We start from the raw sequence: 19,843 nt of genomic DNA, 5'->3' as shown, positions 1-19,843 counted from the left end.
CTCCCAAAACCCGAGGATCCCCATGATTCGACGCTTGGCCGCCGCACTGGCCTTACTCACCGCGTTCGCCCTGGCCACTCCCGCGCACGCCGCCGACGAGGGCCCGGAACAGATCGTCAACGGCACCTTCGACGAAGGCACCGGCCCCTGGTGGGGCACCGGCAACCTCACGCTCGGCGTCGACGACGGCCGGATGTGCGTGGACGTCCCCGGCGGCACCGCCAACCCGTGGGACGTCATCATCGGCCAGGACAACCTGCCGCTGGTCGAGGGCGAGACGTACGCGTTCGCGTTCTACGCCTCGGCGACCCCGGCCAAGGTCGGCAGGGCGCTGGTGCAGCTCCCGGTCGACCCGTGGACGCAGTACCTGTCGGCCGCGCCGGAGATGAGCGTGTCGGGCAACGTCTACCGCTACACCTTCACCGCCCCCGTCTCGCTGCCGAACGCCCAGGTCGCCTTCCAGATGGGCGGCAGCGCCGAGCCCTGGAGGTTCTGCATGGACGACGTGTCGCTGCGGGGCGGCGCGGAGCCCGAGGAGTACGAGCCTGACACCGGCCCCCGGGTGCGCGTCAACATGGTCGGCTACCTGCCGTCCGGCCCCAAGAACGCGACCGTGGTCACCGAGGCGACCGAGCCGCTCAAGTGGGAGCTGAAGGACTCGTCGGGCCGTACCGTCGCACGCGGCAAGAGCGACCCGCGCGGCGTCGACGCCAGTTCGGGACAGAACGTGCAGAGCATCGACTTCAGCGGCCACCGCAAGCCGGGCACCGGCTACACGCTCACCGCCGACGGCGAAACCAGCCGCCCGTTCGACATCGCCGAGAACCTGTATGACGAGATGCGGGTGGACGCGCTGAAGTTCTACTACACCCAGCGCAGCGGGATCGACATCCGCGACGACCTGCGGCCCGGCTACGGCCGCCCCGCCGGCCATGTCGGCACGGCCCCCAACCGGGGCGACACCTCCGTGCCCTGCCAGCCGGGCGTCTGCGACTACTCGCTCGACGTCAGCGGCGGCTGGTACGACGCCGGAGACCACGGCAAGTACGTGGTCAACGGCGGCATCTCGGTCCACCAGCTCATGAGCCTGTACGAGCGCGACAAGGCCGCCTTCGCGGACCGTCAGCTGCGCATCCCGGAGAGCGGCAACGGCGTCCCCGACGTGCTGGACGAGGCCCGCTGGGAGCAGGAGTTCCTGCTGAGCATGCAGGTCCCGCAGGGCGAGCGGCTGGCCGGCATGGCGCACCACAAGATCCACGACGCGCAGTGGACCGGGCTGCCGCTGATGCCGCACCTGGACCCGCAGCCGCGTGAGCTGCACCCGCCGTCCACCGCCGCCACGCTCAACCTGGCCGCGACCGCCGCCCAGGCCGCGCGCGTGTTCGCCCCGTACGACGCCGCGTTCGCCGCGCGCAACCTGGCGGCGGCCCGCCGGGCGTGGGCCGCGGCCGTGGCGAACCCGGACCTGCTCGCCGACCCGAACGACGGCGTGGGCGGCGGCGCCTACTCCGACACCGACGTGAGCGACGAGTTCTACTGGGCGGCCGCCGAGCTGTTCATCACCACGGGAGAGAAGGAGTTCGCCCAGTTCGTGCTGGCCTCGCCGCACCACACCGGCGACATCTGGCGTGAGCGCGGCTTCGACTGGGGCAACACCGCCCAGCTCGGCCGCCTGGAGCTGGCGACGGTGCCGAACGCGATCCGGGACCGCGAGCGGGTGCGCCGCTCGGTGCTGGAGGGCGCGGAGAAGTATCTCGCCGTGCAGCGCGACCAGGCTTACGGGCAGCCGTACGGGCCGCCGGACTACGACTGGGGCTCCAACAACCTGGTGCTCAACAACATGGTGGTGATGGCCGTCGCCTACGACCTGACGGGCAAGGAGAAGTACCGCGCCGGCGTGCGCGAGGGCATGGACTACATCCTCGGCCGCAACGCGCTCAACCAGTCGTACGTGACCGGCTACGGCGAGGTGTCGTCCCAGAACCAGCACAGCCGCTGGTACGCCCGCCAGCTCGACGCGTCGCTGCCCAACCCGCCACGCGGCACGCTCTCCGGCGGGCCGAACTCGGCCATCCAGGACCCGGTCGCCCAGCGGCTGCTCCAGGGCTGTGAGCCGCAGTTCTGCTACGTCGACCACATCGAGTCGTGGGCCACGAACGAGCTGACCATCAACTGGAACGCCCCGCTGGCCTGGATCTCCGCGATCCTGGCCGACCGGTCCGGTCACGCCGGCTGCGACGTCCGCTACACGGCGCAGGGCGGCCGGAACTTCGTCGCGCACGTCACCGTGCGCAACACCGGCGGCAAGTCGCTCGACGGCTGGAATCTGCGCTGGTCGTTCCCCGGCGCCCAGCGTGTCCGTGACTCCTGGGGCGCGGCAGTCTCCCAGGACGGGCCGGTCGTGACCGCGAAGGGCCACGGCAAGCTCCGGCCCGGCGCCACGGCCGCCTTCGGCTTCGCCGGCACCGCCCCCGCAGGCCCGAACCCGTCACCCGAGGTGTTCCACGTGAACGGAGACCGCTGCCGCTAGAACGCGAAATCAGTCCGACTGCTCTAAAATCAGGCCATGCGACCTGAAATCAAGACGGACGGACTGGGCTCATGACCACGACGGTCCTGTGGCTGGGCACGCTGGGCTCGTGGCTGTTCGTCGTCACGTTCGTGCTGGACGGCTGGACCCGGCCGGGATACCGGCCGGTCCGGCACGCCGTGAGCGCGCTGGCCCTCGGGCCGCGCGGATGGGTGCAAGGGGCCAACTTCATCGTGTGCGGCGCGGCGATCACGGCGGGCGCGGTCGCCGTCGCGGGCGCCCTCGGCAGCGTGCCGCTCGCCGTCGTGATCGGGGTGTTCGGGCTCTCGCTGGTCGCCTCGGGCGTCTTCCCGATGGACCCCATGCGGGGCTACCCGCCGGGAACGTCCGAGGAGACGCCCACGGAGGTGTCGACGGCGCACAAGCTGCACGACTACGCCGGGGCGCTGGTCTTCTTCGCGCTGCCCGCCGCCGCGCTGATCGCGGCGTTCGTCCTGCCCGAGACCGGGTGGAAGTGGTACTCGGCCCTCACGGCGGCGGCCGGGACCGCCGGCTTCCTGGCCTTCGGTCACGCGTGGGAGACCGACCACCCGAAGGCCGGGCTCGTGCAGCGCGCCACGATCGTCGTGGGCTGGGTCTGGCTCGGGCTGCTGTTCGCCCACGCGGCGGACGTGTCGGGATGAGCGGGCCGGAGGGTCACGGGCCGCCGGGACGGAAGCGGCCGTCCTTCATCGAGCAGGCCCGGCGGGCCCAGATCGTCGAGGCCGCCGCCGAGGTGGTGGCGGAGGTGGGCTACGCCCACACCTCGTTCGCGCGGATCGCCGAGAAGGCCGGCATCAGCAAGAGCGTGATCAGCTACCACTTCGGCGGCAAGGACGAGATCCTCCGCTTGGTGGTGACCCGGCTCTTCGACCGGGGCTGGCAGCACATGGAGCCCCGGATCGCGGCCGAGAAGACGGCCGCCGGGCGGGTGCGCGCGTGGATCGGGTCGCAGCTGGAGTTCTTCCAGGCCCATCGCGTCGAGTTCCTCGCGATGAGCGAGATCATGGCCAACCACCGCGGCGAGGACGGCTCGTACGCCTACTCGGACGAACTCGCCGAGGAGGTCGACGGGATCGCCGAGATCCTCGCCCAGGGCCAGCGCGACGGCGAGCTGCGGTCCTTCGACCCGCGCGGCGTCGCCAACATCATCGTGCGCTGCGTCGACGGCGTGCTGGAGTCATGGGCGATGGACGCCGGCGTCGACCTGGACCAGCAGACCGCCGTGCTCCTCGATTTCATCGACCACGCCATCGGCGCGCGCTAGGCCGCCTTCTCCTGGGCCGGGCGCAGCGCCGCCACCAGCGTGGCCGGCTCGTCGGCGAAGAAGCGCACCGTGGTGACCTCCGCCTCGGCGCCCAGCGGGCGGACCGCGGTGACCGGCTCCGACAGCTCCACCACCACGTTCACCTGCGACGCCACCGCCACGGTCAGCCGCTCGTCCTGGACCCCGACCAGACCGGCCTCGTTGTAGGAGCGCACCGTGCGCACCGAGGCGACGAGCTCGCGCGGGATGCGCAGGTCGAAGAAGGCGCCGTACCGGATCCGCAGCTCACCGCCGGTGACGACGTGCGGCCGGGTGACGCAGGCGGCCACCACCGCGAACCCGACGAGCAGCCCGTACAGGTCGGCGACCAGGATCGGCACGCGGATCCAGGCCGGCACGTCGAAGGCGCGCAGCACCACCTCCACCACCACGACCTCGACGGCCATCATGACCAGGAGGAGGATCATCGTCGCGGACTGGGCCCTGGAGTAGGACACCGCCAGCGCGCCGGGCGGCACGCCGTCCCTGCGGCGGGCGACCCACAGCGCGAGGCTGGCCATGCCCTTGGCGTCGAACCCGGCGATCCTGCGCAGCACCCTCACGCCTGCTCCTTCAGCATGTCGACCATCAACCGGAACACCTCGCCCTGCGCGGGTGTCAGCTCTTCGAGCATGGCGTCGAGCCACGGCCCGCCCTCCGGCGGCAGGTGCTCGATCACCCCGCGCACCAGCTCGTCAGGCATGTGCGCGGCCAGGTCGGCGGCCAGCTCGCGGACCCGCGGATCGCCCGGCTCGGCGTCGGCCAGCCCGTCGAGGCGCCGGTAGAGCTCGTGCGCGCGCTCGCGCATGCCCGGCTCGGCGAGCGGCCGCATCAGCTCGACGATCTCGTCGCGCATCCCGGGATCGGCGACCGTGTCCATGAGCGTGAGCATCTCGCGGTCCATCTCGGCGAACGTCGACCCCTCCGTGTCCAGGTCGCGCAGCACCGCCGCCATGTCCGGGGAGACCGCCGAGTCGGCCCGCAGCTCCCCCTCCTCCAGCAGAGCCGCCAGCCGGACCCGGCGCGCCGTGATGAGCTCCTGCTGCCTGGCCAGGTCGGAGTCCAGTTCCAGGAGCACCTCTCGCAGGTCCCTGCCCCGGTCGTCGGCGAGCACGTCGCGGATCTCGTCCAGCGACAGCCCCAGCTCCGCCAGCCGGCGGACGCGGGCGAGCAGCACGGCGTCGCGCAACCGGTAGTCCCGGTAGCCGCCGGCCGTCCGCGCCGGCTCGGGCAGCAACCCGAGTTGGTGGTAGTGCCGCACGGTCCGGGTGGACACCCCGACCAGCGCGGCGAGCTCGCCGATCCGCATGCCCTCATTAGAGACCTTGACGCTACGTCAAGGTCAAGCCGGGATGATCGGGGGGATTCGATCAGCCTAGCGGACGCACCCCTGGACGAACGTGGGCGCGCAGTTGGTCGGGGTGTTGCCCCGCACGATCGACCGCGTCAGCGTCACGGCGCCGGGGGCGCCCTCGTTGTCGATGCCTCCCGGGGCGTTGTTCGCCGTGTTGCCGTTGACGATGCTGCGGATGATGGACGCGGTGCCGGGACCGAAATTCGCCACGCCCCCTCCGGCGGTGCCGGCCGTATTGTCGTTGACGACGCTTCCGGTCACCACCAGGATTCCGTCGCTGGCTATTCCTCCGCCTTTCTCCCCGGCGCGGTTGTTGTTGACGACGGTGTCGATGAACGTCATTCTCCCGTCATTGGCCGCGCCGCCGCCGTTCCTGGTCGCGGTGTTGTTCTGAATATTGCTGTTCGACACGTTGACGACGGCTCCGGCGACGCCGCCGAGACCACCGGAAAAGGTGGCGGTGTTGTTCCGGATGAACACTCTGTTGAGGTTCGTGGTCCCGCTGTTGACGGCGACGGCTCCGCCGAATCCCCCTGGGGAGGTCCTCGCGTCACCGCCGAGGAGCTTGACCCGGTCGAGGTTGAAGTCGCTGTTGACGGTGAACAGGCGGAACGCGTCCGCCGCCGGGTCCCGCTGGATCGTGCTGTTGCCCCCGCGGATGGTGAGGGGCGCGTCGATGGCCGGAAGCGGGCCGGTCAAGTCGTTCAGGACGTATCTGCAGCCGGGCGTCAGATAGAGCGTCGCGCCCGACGCGGCGTTGTCGATCGCCTTCACCAGTGCGCGCCCGGAGCACGGTACGCTCGCCCCCGCGCCGGCCGCCGGCGCTCCGACCGCGAGCGCGGCGGCCGAGAGAACGGCGCCTCCGATGATGGCGCGAATTCCGTTTATATACATCGAGCCGTTCCCCCGAATCGGACTGATGGTGAAATGAGTCGCATTGAGCGTGATGGTCATGCCCATGGCACAGAAGCCCTACACGTAAGACTTATCGGACATAGACATGAAAGCAGTTCATTTCTCACATAGTCACTATTCGGGGCCGTTAACAGGCACAGCTGATGCCGAACTACCGGTTGTCCCTACCATGGGGTGATGATCTCCGTCATGACCGGGGCCGGCATCTCGACCGGGTCCGGGATCCCCGACTACCGCGGTCCCAGCGGGCTGTGGCGCCAGGACCCCGACCACGAGAAGCTCGTCACCATCGGCTACTACCTCGCCGATCCCGAGATCCGGCGCCGGTCCTGGGCGTTCCGCCGGGGCAGCCCGGCGCGCACGGCCGAGCCCAACGCCGCGCACCGGGCGCTGGTGGAGCTGGAGCGGGCCGGGCGGCTCGATCGGCTGATCACGCAGAACGTCGACGGCCTGCACCAGAGGGCGGGGTCCAGCCCTGACCGGGTGCTGGAGCTGCACGGCAACATGTTCGGCGTCGTGTGCGTCGGATGCGGCGACCGCTCGACGCTGGACGAGGCGCTGGACCGGATCGACAACGGCGAGCAGGATCCCGCCTGCCGGGAGTGCGGCGGGATCCTGAAGACGACCACGGTCATGTTCGGCGAGAACCTGTCTCAGGACGTGATCGCCGGGGCGGCCGAGGCCGCCGAACGGGCCGAGGTGTTCGTCGCCGTCGGGACGTCGCTGCAGGTGATGCCCGCCGCGTCGCTCGCCGCGCTGGCCGAGCGCAACGGGGCGCGGCTGGTCATCGTGAACGCCGGGCCGACCCCGTACGACGACCTGGCCGACGAGGTGATCAGGGACCCGATCAGCGAGGCGGTGCCCAGGCTGGTGGCGCGGCTCATCGGCTGAGCTGGAGCCGGTCCGCCGGGAACGGGGTGACGGGCGTCGACAGCGTCCTGGCCTGGCCCGGCCCGCAGAGCGCGAGCAGGAGGTGGCCGACGAAGGCGGCGTCGATCGGGTGGGGGACGATCTGGCCGTTCTCGTCGACGGTCTGGTACTTGGCGCGGTTCAGGCCCACGGAGATCTGGCGGCTGCCATCGGGGCTCGACAGCGACTGGGTGATCATGCCGAACACGCCGCCGTCGTGGCCCCAGAAGCGGCCGCAGGGCAGGTCGAGCGCGTAGAGGCCGAGACCGTACTCGATGACGCCGCCCCCGGCGGACACGGGCACGGTCCGCCGCATCTCGGCGAGCTGGGCGGCGCCGACCAGCTCACCCTGGAGCAGCGCGCGGTAGAAGCGGTTGAGGTCGTCCATGGTCGACACGACGGCCCCGGCCGTCCCGGCCCACGACATGTCGTAGACGCCGTAGTCACGCGGCGGGTCGATCAGCCCGTACATGGACTCGTACGCGCCGGAGCTCGGCCCGGGGATGCGCGGCGTGCGCGGGAAAGACGTGTGCCGCAGCCCGGCCTCGCGGATCACGTGGCGGGTGATGTACGCCTCGGCGTCCGTGCCGGTGACCTTCTCCAGCAGCAGTCCGGCGAGGATGTAGTTGGTGTTGGAGTACGAGCCGGGCGTCGCCCCCGGCTGCCCCGTCGGCGCGGCCTGGAGACCGAGACGCGCCAGCTCCTCGGGCTCGATGCGGCGGAAGCGGTGCTCGTCCAGGCTGGCCGTGGAGCCCTCCAGCAGCGAGGGGAAGGCGCCGGGGATGTAGTCGGCGATGTGGCTGGTGTGGTTGAGCAGCATGCGCACCGTGATCCGGTCGCCGGGGACCAGGTCCGGCAGGTAGCGGCTCACCGGCGCGTCCAGCTCTACCGTGCCGCGCTCGACCTGCTGGAGCACCGCGACCGAGGTGAACGTCTTGGTGATGCTGCCCACCCGGTGCACCATGTCGGGCTTCACCGGCCGCCGGGTGCGCACGTCGGCCACGCCGGAGGCGCCCTTCCAGGTGTCGCGCCCGTCGCGTACCGCGGAGTAGACCCCGTACATGCCTGCTTCGTGGACGGCGTCCAGCGACTCCCGCAGCTCGCCCCCGCCGGGCGCGGCCGCCTGGGCGGGAACGGCGACCGCCCCGGCCACGACCAGCGCGCTCACCCCCGCGAGCACGCGTGTCATGATCGACATCTGCTACCTCCGGACTCGGCGTCAACGTCACGCACGAGCCTGGTCGATCATGGGCCGCCGGGGCCAGTCCGCTCAGTCACCGGCCGGGCATGACACCTGTCATCCCTGCGCCATGACAACCGGATTCGTATGATCCCCTCATGAATCCCCTCGACCGCATCGCCCGGGTCCGCCTGTCGTCCGTCTACCTGCCGCTCGACACACCGGTCAGCGACGCCAAGGTGCTCACCGGGCGGCAGCGGCCGATGACCGAGGTCGCCTTCCTGTTCGCCGAGATCATCACCGAGGGCGGCCTGGAGGGGATCGGGTTCTGCTACTCCAAGCGGGCGGGCGGCCCCGGCCAGTACGCGCACGCCTGCGAGATCGCCCCCGAGCTGATCGGCGAGGACGCCAACGACATCCCCAGGCTGTGGGAGAAGCTGGTGTGGGCCGGCGCGTCCGTGGGCCGCGGCGGGCTGTCGATCCAGGCCGTCGCCGCTTTCGACATCGCGCTGTGGGACCTGAAGGCCAGGCGGGCCGGGCTGCCGCTGGCCAAGCTGCTGGGCGCGCACCGCGACTCGGTGCGCTGCTACAACACCTCGGGCGGTTTCCTGCACGCCCCGATCGAGCGGGTGCTGGAGAACGCCGCCGCGGCGCTGGAGCGCGGCATCGGCGGCATCAAGATCAAGGTGGGCCAGCCCGACGGGCGGGCCGACCTGGCCAGGGTGCGGGCGGCGCGCGAGCTGCTGGGCGAGGAGGTGCCGCTGATGGTCGACGCCAACCAGCAGTGGGACCGGCCGGCGGCGGCCCGGATGGGTCGGGCGCTGGAGGAGTTCGGCCTGGTGTGGATCGAGGAGCCGCTCGACGCGCACGACCACGCCGGGCACGCCGCGCTGGCCGCCGCGCTCGATACGCCCGTCGCCACCGGCGAGATGCTGACCAGCGTCGCCGAGCACGCCGAGCTGCTGCGCGCGGGCGGCGCCGACATCCTGCAGCCGGACGCGCCGCGGATCGGCGGCGTCACCCCGTTCCTGCGCCTGGCCGCGCTCGCCGAGCACCACCGGGTGCAGCTCGCCCCGCACTTCGCCATGGAGATCCACCTGCACCTCGCTGCCGCGTACGGGCAGGAGCCCTGGGTGGAGCACTTCGAGTGGCTGGAGCCGCTGTTCGAGGAGCGGCTGGAGATCCGCGACGGGCGCATGCTCGTGCCCGACCGGCCGGGGCTCGGCCTCACGCTGAGCGAGCAGGCGGCCGGGTGGACGGCCGAGCGGCGCGAGTTCACCCGCCCGGCCTGATCGGCGGGCCGGGGGTCAGGCGGCGACGACCAGCGCCTGCGGCGCGGCCTGCTTCATCCGGGTGCGCAGCCACAGCATCTGGGCGGCGGTCTCGCTCTCGCACACGGAGACCACGCCCAGCAGCTCCCGGTCCCTGGCGCCCTGCGCGGCCTGGCCGATGAGCGTCCACGAGATGTCGCACTCGGCCGCCATCAGGTAGAGGTCGTGCAGGTCGCGCAGCAGCCCGAGCCCGCCGGTGCGGGAGCCGGAGAACAGGGTGGAGTGCAGCCGCTCCGGCTCGTCCGGCGACTCCTCCGAGTAGCGCTCGGCGAACGGCCGCAGCCGGCCGGCGTGCGCGTCGCACTGGGCGGCCAGCCGCTCGCACACGTGGAACACGTCCGGTTCGTCCTTGTGCTGCTCCCCGACCTCACGGAAGGCGGACGCCAGCTCGGTCTGCGAACGGTGCAGCAGCCCCAGGTAGTGGGCGAGATGCATGGCTCACTCCTCCTCGACGTGCTCGTCCGCCTCGGCGGCGGGCCCGCCGGCGGTGACCGGGACGCGTGGGTCGGCCGGCCGGTTGCCGACGGTGGGCGCGGCCGACACCGCACCCTCCGCCGCGGCCACCTTGCTCAGCCGGACCGCGGCCACCTTGAAGATCGGCTGCTTGGACACCGGGTCCCAGCTCGTCATCGTCAGCTCGTTCGCGGCGCGCGCCGCCCCGTCGCCCGGCCCTGACTCGTCCCGGTCCCAGTAGCCGTAGTGGAACGGCACGAACACCGTGCCCTTACGGGTGCCGCACACCCGCGCCCTGGCCTCCAGCGCGCCGCGCGGCGACTCCACCCGCACCAGGTCGCCCTCGCCGACCCCCAGCTCGGTGGCGTCCGCCGGGCTGATCTCCACCCACGGCTCCGGCGCCGCCGCGGCGAGCTGCGGGGCGCGGCCCGTCTTGGTCCGGGTGTGGAACTGGTAGACGGTGCGGCCGGTGGTCAGCGTCAGCGGATACTCCTCGCCGGGCACCTCCGGCGACGGCTGGTACGGGGCCGCTTTCAGGAACGCGCGTCCGCGCGGCTCCTTGGCCCGGTAGCTCTCCTCGCCGTGGGCGGCGCCGGTGACCAGGTCGTGCCCGTACGTCTCGCAGTAGTCAGGGTCGGTGTTGAACCTGCCGCCCGCGTACAGCCGCTCGGTGCCGAGCGGCCACTGCACGCCGCCGCCGCGCAGCAGCTCGTACGTGATGCCGGTGTAGTCGCACGGCCGCCCCGCCGAGCAGGCCTGCCAGGCCCGGTACGCGGACTCCGGGTCGTGCCACTTGATCAGCGGGGCGCCGTCCTTGTCGCGGAAGTCCATGCGGCGCGCGTAGTCCAGGAAGATGTCCAGGTCGGAGCGGGCCTCGCCGGGCGGGTCCACCGCCTTGTCCGACAGGTGCACCGTACGGTCGGCGCAGGTGAACGTGCCGGTCTTCTCCCCCCAGGTGGCGGCGGGCAGCACCACGTCGGCCAGCATCGCCGTCTCGGTCATGAAGATGTCCTGGACGACGACGAACAGGTTCTCCTGGGCCAGGATGCGGCGGATGCGCGCCAGGTCAGGCAGGGAGACGGCGGGGTTCGTGGCCGAGATCCAGAGCAGCTTGATCGAGCCCTGCTCGGCGTAGCGGAAGATCTGCATGGCGTGCGTCGGCGGCGCCCAGTGCGGGATGACGGACGAGTCGACGTTCCACAGCCGGGCCAGCTCGTCGATGTGTGCGGGGTTGTCCCAGTTACGCATGCCGGGCAGGTCGCCGTCCGCGCCGGTCTCACGGGTGTTCTGCGCGGTGGGCTGCCCGTTCATCTGGTACAGGCCCGCGCCCGGGTGGCCGAGCATGCCGCGCAGCAGGTGGAGGTTGTTGACCTGGCACGCGGCCGCGGTGGCCTGGTTGGACTGGTAGAAGCCCTGCAGGACGGTGGAGAGCAGCCTGCGGCAGGTGCCGATGATCTCCGCCGCGCGTTCGATGTCGCGCACGGGCACGTCACAGATCTCCGCGGCCCACTCCGGCGTGCGGTCGCGCACCGTCTCGGCCAGTTCGTCGAAGCCGAGGGTGTGGGCGCGCACATACCGCTCGTCGTACCAGCCCTTGTCGAGCAAGCGGTGGACGATCGCGTTCATCAGCGCCAGGTTGGTGCCGGGGCGCACTGCCAGGTGCACGTCGGCCTCGCGGGCGACGGCGGTCTGGCGCGGGTCGACGGCGATCAGCGCGGGCGGGCGGGGGCCTCGGCGGCGGTCGAGCATGCGCATCCACAGCACGGTCTGCGTCTCGGCCACGTTGTGCCCCCACAGCGCGATGGCGTCGCAGTGGTCCACGTCGGTGTAGGAGCCGGGCTGGCCGTCGGTGCCGAAGCTCTCCTTCAGCGCCGCCGCCGAGGTCGCGGTGCACAGCCTCGTGTTGCCGTCCATGTGCGGCGTGCCGATGCCGGCCTTGCCGATCACGCCGAGGGTGTAGTACTCCTCCAGGTACAGCTGGCCGCTGGTGTAGAAGCCGAAGTGGCCCCAGCCGCCCGGCCCGTCGAGCAGCTCGCGCGAGCGGGCCGTGATCCGGCCCATCGCGTCGTCCCAGCCGGTCTCGACCAGCCGGCCGTCCTGCCTGACCAGCGGCTGGGTGAGCCGGTCGGGGCTGTTGTTGGCTTGCCAGCCGTACAGGTCCTTGGGGTCGAGCCTGCCCCGGTTGACGCGGTCGCCGGCGCGCCCGCGCACGCCGACGATCCGTCCTCCGGCGACCGCGATGTCCATCGCGTCGCCGTTGCTGTGCAGGATCGAGGCCGCCCGGACCCAGCGGTCCACGTCGGCCTCGGCGACGCCCTCCTCCAGGAACATGTCCACCCGTACGGGCCAGGTGGCGCGCTGTCCGATCTCCCGGGGCAGCACCCGGCGCACCGGTCCGGGCAGCGACGCCGCCACCCGTTCGGCCGCCGAGGGCGGGCCGTAGGGGGTGCGCCTCCCCCACGGATCTGCGATGCGATCGGACATGTCGGCGGTCCTTTCCACGACGCTCGGTCAGGGGGATGCCCGGGGCAGCTACCCTGTCCGGCGCCGGGAACACGGACCTGTCAGAGGTGTCCCTGGCTGCCCGCGGTGGCCAGCTCGCGCAGCTCCTCGGTGAGGCTCTCGCGGACCTTGGTCATGATGCGGCCCTGGGTGGCCTCGTCGGTGACCTCGAACACCACCCGGGCGAGGAACACCGCTCTTCGATCGTCGACCCCGGCCCTGGCGCCCACCCTGCGGATGAACTCCTCGCGGCCGAAGTGCTCTCCGGTGCCGAGGCCGCCGTAGACCTCGGTGCGGCGCAGGTTCTCGCCGATCTCGTGTGGCAGCTGGGCTGCGAGCTTGTCGGCCAGGCTCTCCGGCAGCCGTTCGCCGAGCGTCTCCAGCGACGCCCGGATGGCCCGCTCGGCGTGTGCCCGGTCGCCCAGACGGGCTCGGGCCTGTACTTGGCCAACGAAGTCGTCATGTCTCATGATTTCCCCCTTTGTCCTTACCAGCGGCTACCCGGTCACCGGACCATCACAGAGGGGCTGACACCAGAAATCGGTAAAGCTCCACCAGCACTGACGATCTAGGAGCCGACCTCGTACGCCCTGATCTCGGCGGCGGGGATCTCGACGGCCCGCACCTCGACTGCGGGCACCTCCAGCGCGGGCACCTCGACGGCCGGGACGCACTCGTTCCGGTCGTTGCAGGCGTACGGCCTGATCAGGTTGCCGCGCATCAGACGCGGCCGGACCAGCGGCGCCCGGACGAGGGGAGGCCTGACCACGGACAGGACGACGCCTCCGTCCTTCGGCTCGGCCTGGCACACCTCCGGCGTCGAGACGCCCTCGGCGTGCTGCGCGGGCGCGCTTGCGCCCTCGGCGCGCACCGGGTCGAGCTTGATGCCGCCCGCGTCCAGGCCGGGGATCTCGACGGGCGGGATCTCGACGGCGGGGATCGACACCGGCGGGATCGACGCGGCCCCCAGGCAGCCGCCGGGCGCGGGCTTGATCTCGGTGCACTGGGCGGGGATCCGCTGGGCGGGGAGGTCCACCCCCGGGATGGTCACCTCGGGGACGACCTCGCCGCCGATCCGTACCTCGGGGATCACCACCGGGTCCGCGTGCACGGCCGGGATGTCGACCGCCGGGATGAGCTCGCCGTGCCGGCAGCCCGTCGGCTCGGCGGGCGCGCTCTCGGGCGTGGCCGAGCGCGCGGCCGGGGACTGCCGCTCCGCGCCGCCGCCGCCGGTCGCGCCGCAGGCGGCGAGCATGATCGCCAGGAGGAGGGCCAGGACGCTCGTGATCGCTGATTTCCGGCTCACGGTGAGCACGGTAGGGCATCGACCTTCAGGATCTGTTCAGAGCCGCGAAACGGTGCACGGTGTCCGAGTGGAGCACGCGGTGGAACGCCGGCGCCTGCCCGCCGGCCCGGCCGGTCGCGGTGACCACGGTGACCACCACGTACGGGCCGGCGCCCGCCACACCGGCCTTGCCGTACGCGTACTTGGCATGCGTGCCGCCCCGCCGCCACCGGATCGCGTCCGACGTCCGCTTGGACAGGCTGACGGCGGCGGCCCGGGCGCGGTGCTCGGTGGGGAAGGCCAGCAGGAGCTGGACCGCCCGGAGCTTCCCGTCCCGGGCGGAGTAGGCGATCTGGGCGGCGTGGTCGCAGTGGTTCCTGCCCAGCACGCGGCCCCTGCCGTCCACGGGGTCGCAGGTGGGGTGGTCCCAGCCGCCCACCTTGGCGGCCGTGAGCTCGCGGCCCAGGTCACGGTCGCCGAACTCCTCGTGGCTCAGCCGCGTGTCCACCGGGGCCGCCGTCGTGTGGTGCGGCGTCAGCGTGGGGGGATCGGCGGGCGGCGCCGGGATCGCGTGCAGCTGGTACGTGATCGCCGCGACCACCGCCCCGCCGCCGGCGAGCACGGCCGCGGTGACGGCCAGGCCGACCGCCAGCGCACCCCGCCGCCTCCTGTCGGTCTCGCGCTCCGGCGCGTACAACCGCGGCGCGGGCCCGTCCGGCGCGTACGGGGGAACCCCGAAGTCAGCGGGCGCGTACCTCCCACCGGCCCGCCGCAGCACCCTCCTGAACCTCCCGCCCCGCCCCTCCCCCACGGGCTCGCGAGCGTGGTCGTCCCGGGATGGCGGATCGTCGCCCGCTGAAAACGACATATCCCGTATTCTGCTGAAATTTCACCACAGCGACCCAGGCTTTTCGATCATGCGACCCAGCCGTTCCAGCCCCTTTCAGAGAATGACCCGGTACGACGCCGTATCCCGCCGCCGGAACCCCGCCCGTTCGTACAGCCGGTTCGCCGCCTCCCGCTCCGGCCGGGACGTCAGGTCGACCGTGCGCGCCCCCCGCTCCCTGGCCAGCTCCAGCGCCCGCCCGGTGAGCGCCGCCCCCACCCCTTGGCCGCGCGCCGCCCCGTCCACCACGACGTCCTCGATCCGCGCCCGCACCCCGGAGGCGAGCGGGTAGACCACCAGCGTGAGCAGGCCCACGACGACGCCCCCGGCCCGCGCGGCCAGCACCGTGTTCCCCTCGGAGCCGACCACCCGCTCCACCGCCTCCCGGTCGATCGCCGCCCCGGCGGAGAGCTGGGGCAGCAGCCGCCCGAACGCCGCCACGACCTCGTCACTCGCCTCACGCACGGCCTCGATCACGACACTCATGCCACGACCCTACGGAAGCCGTCGGTCTTGTCGTGGCAACGGTGGGTAGCGTGCGGGGTATGGGGGATTCATACACGCTGGGTCCGGAGACGGGGCAGTTGCTGGTCGAGACGAGGCGTACCGGTCTGGGCGCCAAGGCCGGTCATGACCTGACGATCGAGGCGGACCGATGGCGCGGCGAGGCCGTGGTCGATCTCGACGACCCCGGGGCGAGCCGGGTGAGCGTCGAGGTGGAGGCCGGGTCGCTGCGGGTGGTGTCGGGGACGGGCGGGGTGAAGCCGCTCACCGACTCCGACCGGCGCGACATCGCGCGCAACATCCAGGAGAAGGTGCTCCACACCGGCCGGTTCCCGGCGATCGCGTTCCGGTCGCGGCAGGTCACCGGGACGCGGGAGTCGTTCAGGGTCGAGGGCGAGCTGACGATGGCGGGCCAGACGCGGCCGCTCACCCTCGACTGCCGCTTCGACGGCGAGCGGGTGCGGGGCAGCGCGACGGTCAAGCAGAGCCTCTGGGGCGTCAAGCCGTACTCGGCGTTCTTCGGCGCGCTCAAGCTGGACGACGACGTCGAGGTGCGGTTCGACGTCGAGCTGGTCAGCGCGGCTTCCTGAAGAGCGTCTCCTGGGTGATGCTGGCGGCGAGCCGGCCGTCGCGGGTGTGGATGGTGCCGGTGTACCAGCCGCGCCCGGCCGACACGGTGTGCGGCACCAGGTCCATCAGCACCCACTCGTCCATGCGGGCCGGCCGGTGGAACCAGACCGCGTGGTCCAGGCTGGAGCCCGAACGCGCGCCCTCCCCGTGCGGGACGCCGGTCACCCCGCTGGAGATGTCGGAGAGGTACGTGAGCACGCACGCGTGCAGGAGCTGACCACCGGGCAGGTCCTGGGTGCAGCGGGCCCAGAACCGGGTGGGCCATTCGGCCGCCTCGTACGGCTGCGGCGGCAGCCGGCTGTCCATGGAGAACAACCGGGGCAGGCGCACGGGTTCGAGCCCGTCCGGGTCCGGCGCGTCGGGCGCGGGGTGGATCTGCACGTCCGCGCCGGACTCGGGGACGTGGAAGGACGCCGACATGTTGAAGATGACCTTGCCGTTCTGGATGGCGACCACCCGCCGGGCGGAGTACGACCGGCCGTCCCTGTCACGGTAGACGCGGAACACGGTCGGCCGGGCCGCGTCGCCGCTGCGCAGGTAGTAGCCGTGCAGTGAGTGCGGCAACCGGTCGGGCTCCACCGTGTCGCCCGCCGCGGCCAGCGCCTGCGCGGCCACCTGTCCCCCGTACAGCGGGAACGGTTCCTCGAAGACGGTCGTGCCCCGGTAGAGGTCCTCTTCGAGCTTCTCCAGTGTCAGCAGGTCGAGCACGGTGGGAGCGGCCACGGGACTGAAGGTCGGCATGAGGCAGACGGTAGAGGACGCGGCGGACCTGGCGCGAGCCGGGGGTGGCCGCTGTGAGAAGCTCGGCGGGTTGTCCGGAATGAGAGGAGTGTCCGGTGGCCGAGGCCGAGGACGAGCTGGTTTACGAGGTCGACGGCGGGGTGGCGGTGATCCGGCTGAACCGCCCGCGCTCCCTGGGCGCGTTCACCTGGCCGATGATCGACGCGTGGGCGCGGGCGCTGCGCGAGGCGCAGGACGACGAGGGCGTCCGGGTGGTCGTGCTGACCGGCACCGGCGAGGGCTTCTGCAGCGGCGTCGACCTGAAGGCGCTCGACGAGATCGAGGCGACGCCGATCGAGCGCAAGCGCATGCTGACCGACCGGGTCCACAAGGTCGCGCGGGCGGTCGAGGACCTGGACAAGCCGCTGATCGCCGCGGTCAACGGGGTCGCGGTCGGCGCCGGGATGGACATGGCTCTCATGTGTGACATGCGGTTCGCCGCCCGGTCGGCCCGGTTCTCCGAGGGCTACATCCGCATCGGCCTGGTCCCCGGCGACGGCGGCGCGTACTTCCTGCCCCGGCTGGTCGGCCCGGCCAAGGCGATGGAGCTGCTGATGACGGGCGACTTCGTCGACGCCGACGAGGCGCTGCGGCTGGGCATCGTCAACCGGGTCTACGACGACGAGGCGCTCATGGCGGAGACGATGGAGTTCGCCAGGGGCATCGCGGCCAAGCCGCCGATCGCGATCTCGATGATCAAGCGGGCGGTCCACCAGTCGATGCGCACCGACCTGCGCACCAGCCTTGACCTGATCTCCTCCCACATGGCGATCGTGCAGGCGACCGACGACTACGCGGAGGCCATGAGCGCGTTCCGCGAGAAGCGGCCCGGCGACTACCACAACCGTTGACACGGCAGAACATTATTCGATAGGTCAGGAGCATGGTCGCAGCCGACGAGTTCGAAGAGATCCTCAAGCAGGTACGCCAGTTCGTCCGCAACCGGGTCGTGCCGAGAGAGCAGGAGATCGCCGACTCCGACGCGATCCCCGACGACCTCCGCCGCCAGGCGGCCGACATGGGCCTGTTCGGCTACGCCATCCCCGCCGAGTACGGCGGGCTGGGGCTCGACATCACCCAGGACGTCCGGCTCGGCTTCGAGTTCGGTTACACCAGTCTCGCGTTCCGGTCGATGTTCGGCACCAACAACGGCATCGCCGGCCAGGTCCTGGTCGGGTTCGGCACCGAGGAGCAGAAGGGCCGCTGGCTGCCGTCGCTGGCGTCGGGCGAGGTCACCGCGGCGTTCGCGCTGACGGAGCCGGAGGCGGGCTCCGACCCGTCCGGGCTGAAGACCACGGCGGCGCCCGACGGCGACGGCTGGGTGATCGACGGCGGCAAGCGGTTCATCACCAACGCCCCGATCGCCGGGTTGTTCGTGGTGTTCGCCCGAGTCCGCCCCGCGGACGCGGCGGGCAGCGGCATCGCGGTGTTCCTGGTGCCGGCCGACGCTCCCGGGGTGGCGGTGGGGCCCAAGGACGCCAAGATGGGCCAGGAGGGCGCCTGGACCTCCGACGTCACGTTCACCGAGGTCAGGGTCGGCGCGGACGCGCTGGTCAGCGGCGAGGTCGACGCCGGTTTCCGGGCGGCCATGACCGTGCTGGCGCGCGGCCGGCTGCACATGTCGGCGATGGCCGTCGGCCTGATGGAGCGGGCGCTCGACGAGTCGGTGGCGTTCGCCGCGCACAACCGGCAGGGCGGCCGGCCGGTCGGCGACTACCAGCTCGTGCAGGCGATGCTCGCCGAGCAGAAGTCCCTGTGCATGGCCGGCCGGGCGATGGCCGCCGAGGCCGCCCGGCTCTGGCTGACCGGCGAGGACCGCAGGCTCGCGCCGTCCGCCACCAAGCTGTTCTGCACGGAGTCGGCGGGCCGGGTCGCCGACCTGGCCGTCCAGGTGCACGGCGGCAGCGGCTACATGCGCGGCGTGCCGGTCGAGCGCATCTACCGCGACGTGCGCTTGCTGCGCCTGTACGAGGGGACCAGCGAGATCCAGAAGCTGATCGTCGGGCGCGAGCTGATGCGCGGGGCACGCGCGTGACCCCGGCCGGAATGTCCGCCCCGCTGGAAGGTCTGCGCGTCGTCGAGCTGTCCGGCTACGTGGCCACGCCGCTGTGCGGGATGACGCTGGCGCAGCTCGGCGCCGACGTGGTCCGGGTGGAGCCGATCGGCGGCCAGGCCGACCGCTCCCGGTGGCCGCTCGGCCCGTCCGGCACCAGCCTCTACTGGACCGGGCTCAACAAGGGCAAGCGGGCCGTCGAGGTCGACTTCCGCTCCGACGAGGGCCGCGCGGTCATCGCCGACCTGGTCGAGCGGCGCGGCGTCGTGGTGGCCAACGCCGATCTGCCGGGGCTCTCGTACGAGAAGCTCCGTGAGCGCCGCAAGGACCTGATCCACGCGCTGCTCACCGGCAGGCGCGACGGCGGCACCGCGGTCGACTACACGGTCAACGCCGAGACCGGGCTGCCCGCGGTGACCGGGCCGGCCGGGGAGGCGGGGCCGGTCAACCACGTGCTGCCGGCCTGGGACATCGCGGCCGGGCTCTACCTGGCGACCGGGCTGCTGGCCGCCGAGCGCCACCGGCTGCTGACCGGCGAGGGGCGGCGCATCACGGTGGCGCTGCGCGACGTGGCGCTGTCCATGGTCGCCAACCTCGGCTATCTCGCCGACGCCCAGCTCGGCGGCGAGCCGCGGACGAAGGACGGCAACCACTTCTACGGCGGCTACGGGCGCGACTTCCGCACCGCCGACGGCCGGCGCGTCATGCTCGTGGTGCTCACCTCGCGCCACTGGTCCGACCTGCTCGCCCTGACGGGACTGACCGCCGCGGTCGAGGCGGTGGAGCGGGCGCTCGGCGCCGACTTCCGCCGCGACTCCGACCGGTACGCGCACCGCGCGGTCATCGGCGGGCTGCTGGAGCCGTGGTTCGCGGGGCGGCCGTTCGCCGAGGTGGACGCGGCGCTGTCGGCCAGGCGGCTGCTGTACGCGCCGTACCGGACGTTCGAGGAGCTGGCCGCGGACCCCGATGCGCTGCTGGCCGGCAACCCCGTCCTGGGGATGCTCGACCAGCCCGGCGTCGGCCCGCACCTCTCGGCGGGCTCGCCGGTGGTCGTGGACGGCGAGCAAAGCCCGCCGCGCCCGGCGCCGTCCGTCGGCCAGCACACCGGCGAGGTGCTGCGGGAGGAGCTCGGCTACTCGGCGGCGCGCCTCGCGGCGCTGCGCGACCAGGGCGCGATCGGCTGACC

At 72.2% G+C, this 19,843-nt stretch carries 20 protein-coding genes; 9 read left to right on the top strand and 11 right to left on the bottom strand.

Annotated features, from left to right (window positions below; translation table 11 throughout):
- Positions 1-22: 22 nt before the first annotated feature.
- From AB0K05_RS02980 to AB0K05_RS02970, 3 genes are all read left to right on the top strand, one after another.
- Positions 23-2,530, top strand: coding sequence for a glycoside hydrolase family 9 protein (locus AB0K05_RS02980; RefSeq protein ID WP_364226116.1), 2,508 nt, complete (start codon positions 23-25; stop codon positions 2,528-2,530).
- 71 nt (positions 2,531-2,601) lie between these two features.
- Positions 2,602-3,213 carry a DUF998 domain-containing protein gene (locus AB0K05_RS02975; protein ID WP_271278449.1) on the top strand — a complete coding sequence of 204 codons (612 nt, stop codon included), beginning with the start codon at positions 2,602-2,604 and terminating at the stop codon, positions 3,211-3,213.
- The gene (locus tag AB0K05_RS02970; protein ID WP_364226113.1) at positions 3,210-3,836 is read left to right on the top strand and encodes a TetR/AcrR family transcriptional regulator; all 627 of its coding nucleotides are present in this window, start codon (positions 3,210-3,212) and stop codon (positions 3,834-3,836) included. Before AB0K05_RS02975 ends, AB0K05_RS02970 begins: the two co-directional genes overlap by 4 nt.
- Here AB0K05_RS02970 and AB0K05_RS02965 read toward each other — a convergent pair.
- From AB0K05_RS02965 to AB0K05_RS02955, 3 genes are all read right to left on the bottom strand, one after another.
- Entirely contained in the window at positions 3,833-4,438 is a 606-nt protein-coding gene (locus AB0K05_RS02965) for a hypothetical protein (RefSeq protein WP_364226110.1), read from the bottom strand. The two genes, AB0K05_RS02970 and AB0K05_RS02965, sit on opposite strands and share 4 nt — an antisense overlap.
- Positions 4,435-5,184, bottom strand: coding sequence for a MerR family transcriptional regulator (locus AB0K05_RS02960; RefSeq protein ID WP_364226107.1), 750 nt, complete (start codon positions 5,182-5,184; stop codon positions 4,435-4,437). Before AB0K05_RS02960 ends, AB0K05_RS02965 begins: the two co-directional genes overlap by 4 nt.
- 66 nt (positions 5,185-5,250) lie before the next feature.
- The gene (locus AB0K05_RS02955; RefSeq protein WP_364226104.1) at positions 5,251-6,183 is read right to left on the bottom strand and encodes a hypothetical protein; all 933 of its coding nucleotides are present in this window, start codon (positions 6,181-6,183) and stop codon (positions 5,251-5,253) included.
- Positions 6,184-6,321: 138 nt separating this feature from the next.
- Between AB0K05_RS02955 and AB0K05_RS02950 the strand changes: the two genes are divergently transcribed.
- Positions 6,322-7,035, top strand: a complete 714-nt coding sequence (locus AB0K05_RS02950; RefSeq protein ID WP_364226101.1) for a Sir2 family NAD-dependent protein deacetylase — start codon at positions 6,322-6,324, stop codon at positions 7,033-7,035.
- Here the strand turns inward: AB0K05_RS02950 and AB0K05_RS02945 are convergent.
- Positions 7,025-8,242, bottom strand: a complete 1,218-nt coding sequence (locus AB0K05_RS02945) for a serine hydrolase domain-containing protein (RefSeq protein WP_364226098.1) — start codon at positions 8,240-8,242, stop codon at positions 7,025-7,027. The genes AB0K05_RS02950 and AB0K05_RS02945 overlap by 11 nt on opposite strands.
- 149 nt (positions 8,243-8,391) lie before the next feature.
- Here AB0K05_RS02945 and AB0K05_RS02940 point away from each other — a divergent pair, with 149 nt between their 5' ends.
- Complete coding sequence (locus AB0K05_RS02940; protein ID WP_364226095.1) at positions 8,392-9,525, top strand: mandelate racemase/muconate lactonizing enzyme family protein; 1,134 nt, start codon at positions 8,392-8,394, stop codon at positions 9,523-9,525.
- Between the two features lie 15 nt (positions 9,526-9,540).
- Here AB0K05_RS02940 and AB0K05_RS02935 read toward each other — a convergent pair whose 3' ends face one another.
- The 6 genes from AB0K05_RS02935 to AB0K05_RS02910 all read right to left on the bottom strand — a co-directional run bounded on the left by AB0K05_RS02935 (position 9,541) and on the right by AB0K05_RS02910 (position 15,176).
- The gene (locus AB0K05_RS02935; protein ID WP_148034045.1) at positions 9,541-9,999 is read right to left on the bottom strand and encodes a hypothetical protein; all 459 of its coding nucleotides are present in this window, start codon (positions 9,997-9,999) and stop codon (positions 9,541-9,543) included.
- A gap of 3 nt (positions 10,000-10,002) precedes the next feature.
- Positions 10,003-12,501: a molybdopterin-dependent oxidoreductase gene (locus tag AB0K05_RS02930; RefSeq protein WP_364226092.1), complete on the bottom strand. Its 2,499-nt coding sequence runs from the start codon at positions 12,499-12,501 to the stop codon at positions 10,003-10,005.
- Positions 12,502-12,581: 80 nt separating this feature from the next.
- Positions 12,582-12,989 (bottom strand): DUF2267 domain-containing protein, encoded by a 408-nt coding sequence (locus AB0K05_RS02925; protein ID WP_148034047.1) that lies wholly within the window; start codon positions 12,987-12,989, stop codon positions 12,582-12,584.
- A 98-nt stretch (positions 12,990-13,087) separates the two neighbouring features.
- Positions 13,088-13,825, bottom strand: coding sequence for a hypothetical protein (locus AB0K05_RS02920; RefSeq protein WP_271278439.1), 738 nt, complete (start codon positions 13,823-13,825; stop codon positions 13,088-13,090).
- A 25-nt stretch (positions 13,826-13,850) separates the two neighbouring features.
- Complete coding sequence (locus tag AB0K05_RS02915; protein WP_271278438.1) at positions 13,851-14,672, bottom strand: hypothetical protein; 822 nt, start codon at positions 14,670-14,672, stop codon at positions 13,851-13,853.
- Positions 14,673-14,747: 75 nt separating this feature from the next.
- Positions 14,748-15,176 (bottom strand): GNAT family N-acetyltransferase, encoded by a 429-nt coding sequence (locus AB0K05_RS02910; protein ID WP_271278437.1) that lies wholly within the window; start codon positions 15,174-15,176, stop codon positions 14,748-14,750.
- 59 nt (positions 15,177-15,235) lie between these two features.
- Between AB0K05_RS02910 and AB0K05_RS02905 the strand changes: the two genes are divergently transcribed.
- Complete coding sequence (locus tag AB0K05_RS02905; protein WP_271278436.1) at positions 15,236-15,784, top strand: YceI family protein; 549 nt, start codon at positions 15,236-15,238, stop codon at positions 15,782-15,784.
- On the opposite strand, the gene AB0K05_RS02900 is transcribed toward AB0K05_RS02905, so the two are convergent.
- Positions 15,768-16,565, bottom strand: coding sequence for an acyl-CoA thioesterase domain-containing protein (locus tag AB0K05_RS02900; RefSeq protein ID WP_271278435.1), 798 nt, complete (start codon positions 16,563-16,565; stop codon positions 15,768-15,770). The genes AB0K05_RS02905 and AB0K05_RS02900 overlap by 17 nt on opposite strands.
- 95 nt (positions 16,566-16,660) lie before the next feature.
- On the opposite strand from AB0K05_RS02900, the gene AB0K05_RS02895 reads away from it, so the two are divergent.
- From AB0K05_RS02895 to AB0K05_RS02885, 3 genes are read left to right on the top strand one after another with little or no spacing between them, the layout of a single operon-like run.
- Positions 16,661-17,455 carry an enoyl-CoA hydratase-related protein gene (locus AB0K05_RS02895; protein ID WP_271278434.1) on the top strand — a complete coding sequence of 265 codons (795 nt, stop codon included), beginning with the start codon at positions 16,661-16,663 and terminating at the stop codon, positions 17,453-17,455.
- 32 nt (positions 17,456-17,487) lie between these two features.
- Entirely contained in the window at positions 17,488-18,639 is a 1,152-nt protein-coding gene (locus AB0K05_RS02890; RefSeq protein ID WP_148034054.1) for an acyl-CoA dehydrogenase family protein, read from the top strand.
- Entirely contained in the window at positions 18,636-19,841 is a 1,206-nt protein-coding gene (locus tag AB0K05_RS02885; RefSeq protein WP_364226087.1) for a CoA transferase, read from the top strand. The genes AB0K05_RS02890 and AB0K05_RS02885 overlap by 4 nt, the downstream gene beginning before the upstream one ends.
- Positions 19,842-19,843: the final 2 nt, after the last annotated feature.

Source organism: Nonomuraea sp. NPDC049486, assembly GCF_040676925.1.
GTDB lineage: Bacteria > Actinomycetota > Actinomycetes > Streptosporangiales > Streptosporangiaceae > Nonomuraea > Nonomuraea ferruginea.
This window is presented reverse-complemented; position numbering and strand designations above follow the sequence as displayed.

What these genes read in the sequence shown, in the direction of transcription:
- AB0K05_RS02980 (WP_364226116.1), top strand. Translation starts at nt 23, where the DNA reads ATGATTCGACGCTTGGCCGCCGCACTGGCCTTACTCACCGCGTTCGCC.
- AB0K05_RS02975 (WP_271278449.1), top strand. Translation starts at nt 2,602, where the DNA reads ATGACCACGACGGTCCTGTGGCTGGGCACGCTGGGCTCGTGGCTGTTC.
- AB0K05_RS02970 (WP_364226113.1), top strand. Translation starts at nt 3,210, where the DNA reads ATGAGCGGGCCGGAGGGTCACGGGCCGCCGGGACGGAAGCGGCCGTCC.
- AB0K05_RS02960 (WP_364226107.1), bottom strand. Translation starts at nt 5,184, where the DNA reads ATGCGGATCGGCGAGCTCGCCGCGCTGGTCGGGGTGTCCACCCGGACC.
- AB0K05_RS02955 (WP_364226104.1), bottom strand. Translation starts at nt 6,183, where the DNA reads ATGACCATCACGCTCAATGCGACTCATTTCACCATCAGTCCGATTCGG.
- AB0K05_RS02950 (WP_364226101.1), top strand. Translation starts at nt 6,322, where the DNA reads ATGATCTCCGTCATGACCGGGGCCGGCATCTCGACCGGGTCCGGGATC.
- AB0K05_RS02945 (WP_364226098.1), bottom strand. Translation starts at nt 8,242, where the DNA reads ATGACACGCGTGCTCGCGGGGGTGAGCGCGCTGGTCGTGGCCGGGGCG.
- AB0K05_RS02940 (WP_364226095.1), top strand. Translation starts at nt 8,392, where the DNA reads ATGAATCCCCTCGACCGCATCGCCCGGGTCCGCCTGTCGTCCGTCTAC.
- AB0K05_RS02935 (WP_148034045.1), bottom strand. Translation starts at nt 9,999, where the DNA reads ATGCATCTCGCCCACTACCTGGGGCTGCTGCACCGTTCGCAGACCGAG.
- AB0K05_RS02930 (WP_364226092.1), bottom strand. Translation starts at nt 12,501, where the DNA reads ATGTCCGATCGCATCGCAGATCCGTGGGGGAGGCGCACCCCCTACGGC.
- AB0K05_RS02925 (WP_148034047.1), bottom strand. Translation starts at nt 12,989, where the DNA reads ATGAGACATGACGACTTCGTTGGCCAAGTACAGGCCCGAGCCCGTCTG.
- AB0K05_RS02915 (WP_271278438.1), bottom strand. Translation starts at nt 14,672, where the DNA reads ATGTCGTTTTCAGCGGGCGACGATCCGCCATCCCGGGACGACCACGCT.
- AB0K05_RS02910 (WP_271278437.1), bottom strand. Translation starts at nt 15,176, where the DNA reads ATGAGTGTCGTGATCGAGGCCGTGCGTGAGGCGAGTGACGAGGTCGTG.
- AB0K05_RS02905 (WP_271278436.1), top strand. Translation starts at nt 15,236, where the DNA reads ATGGGGGATTCATACACGCTGGGTCCGGAGACGGGGCAGTTGCTGGTC.
- AB0K05_RS02900 (WP_271278435.1), bottom strand. Translation starts at nt 16,565, where the DNA reads ATGCCGACCTTCAGTCCCGTGGCCGCTCCCACCGTGCTCGACCTGCTG.
- AB0K05_RS02890 (WP_148034054.1), top strand. Translation starts at nt 17,488, where the DNA reads ATGGTCGCAGCCGACGAGTTCGAAGAGATCCTCAAGCAGGTACGCCAG.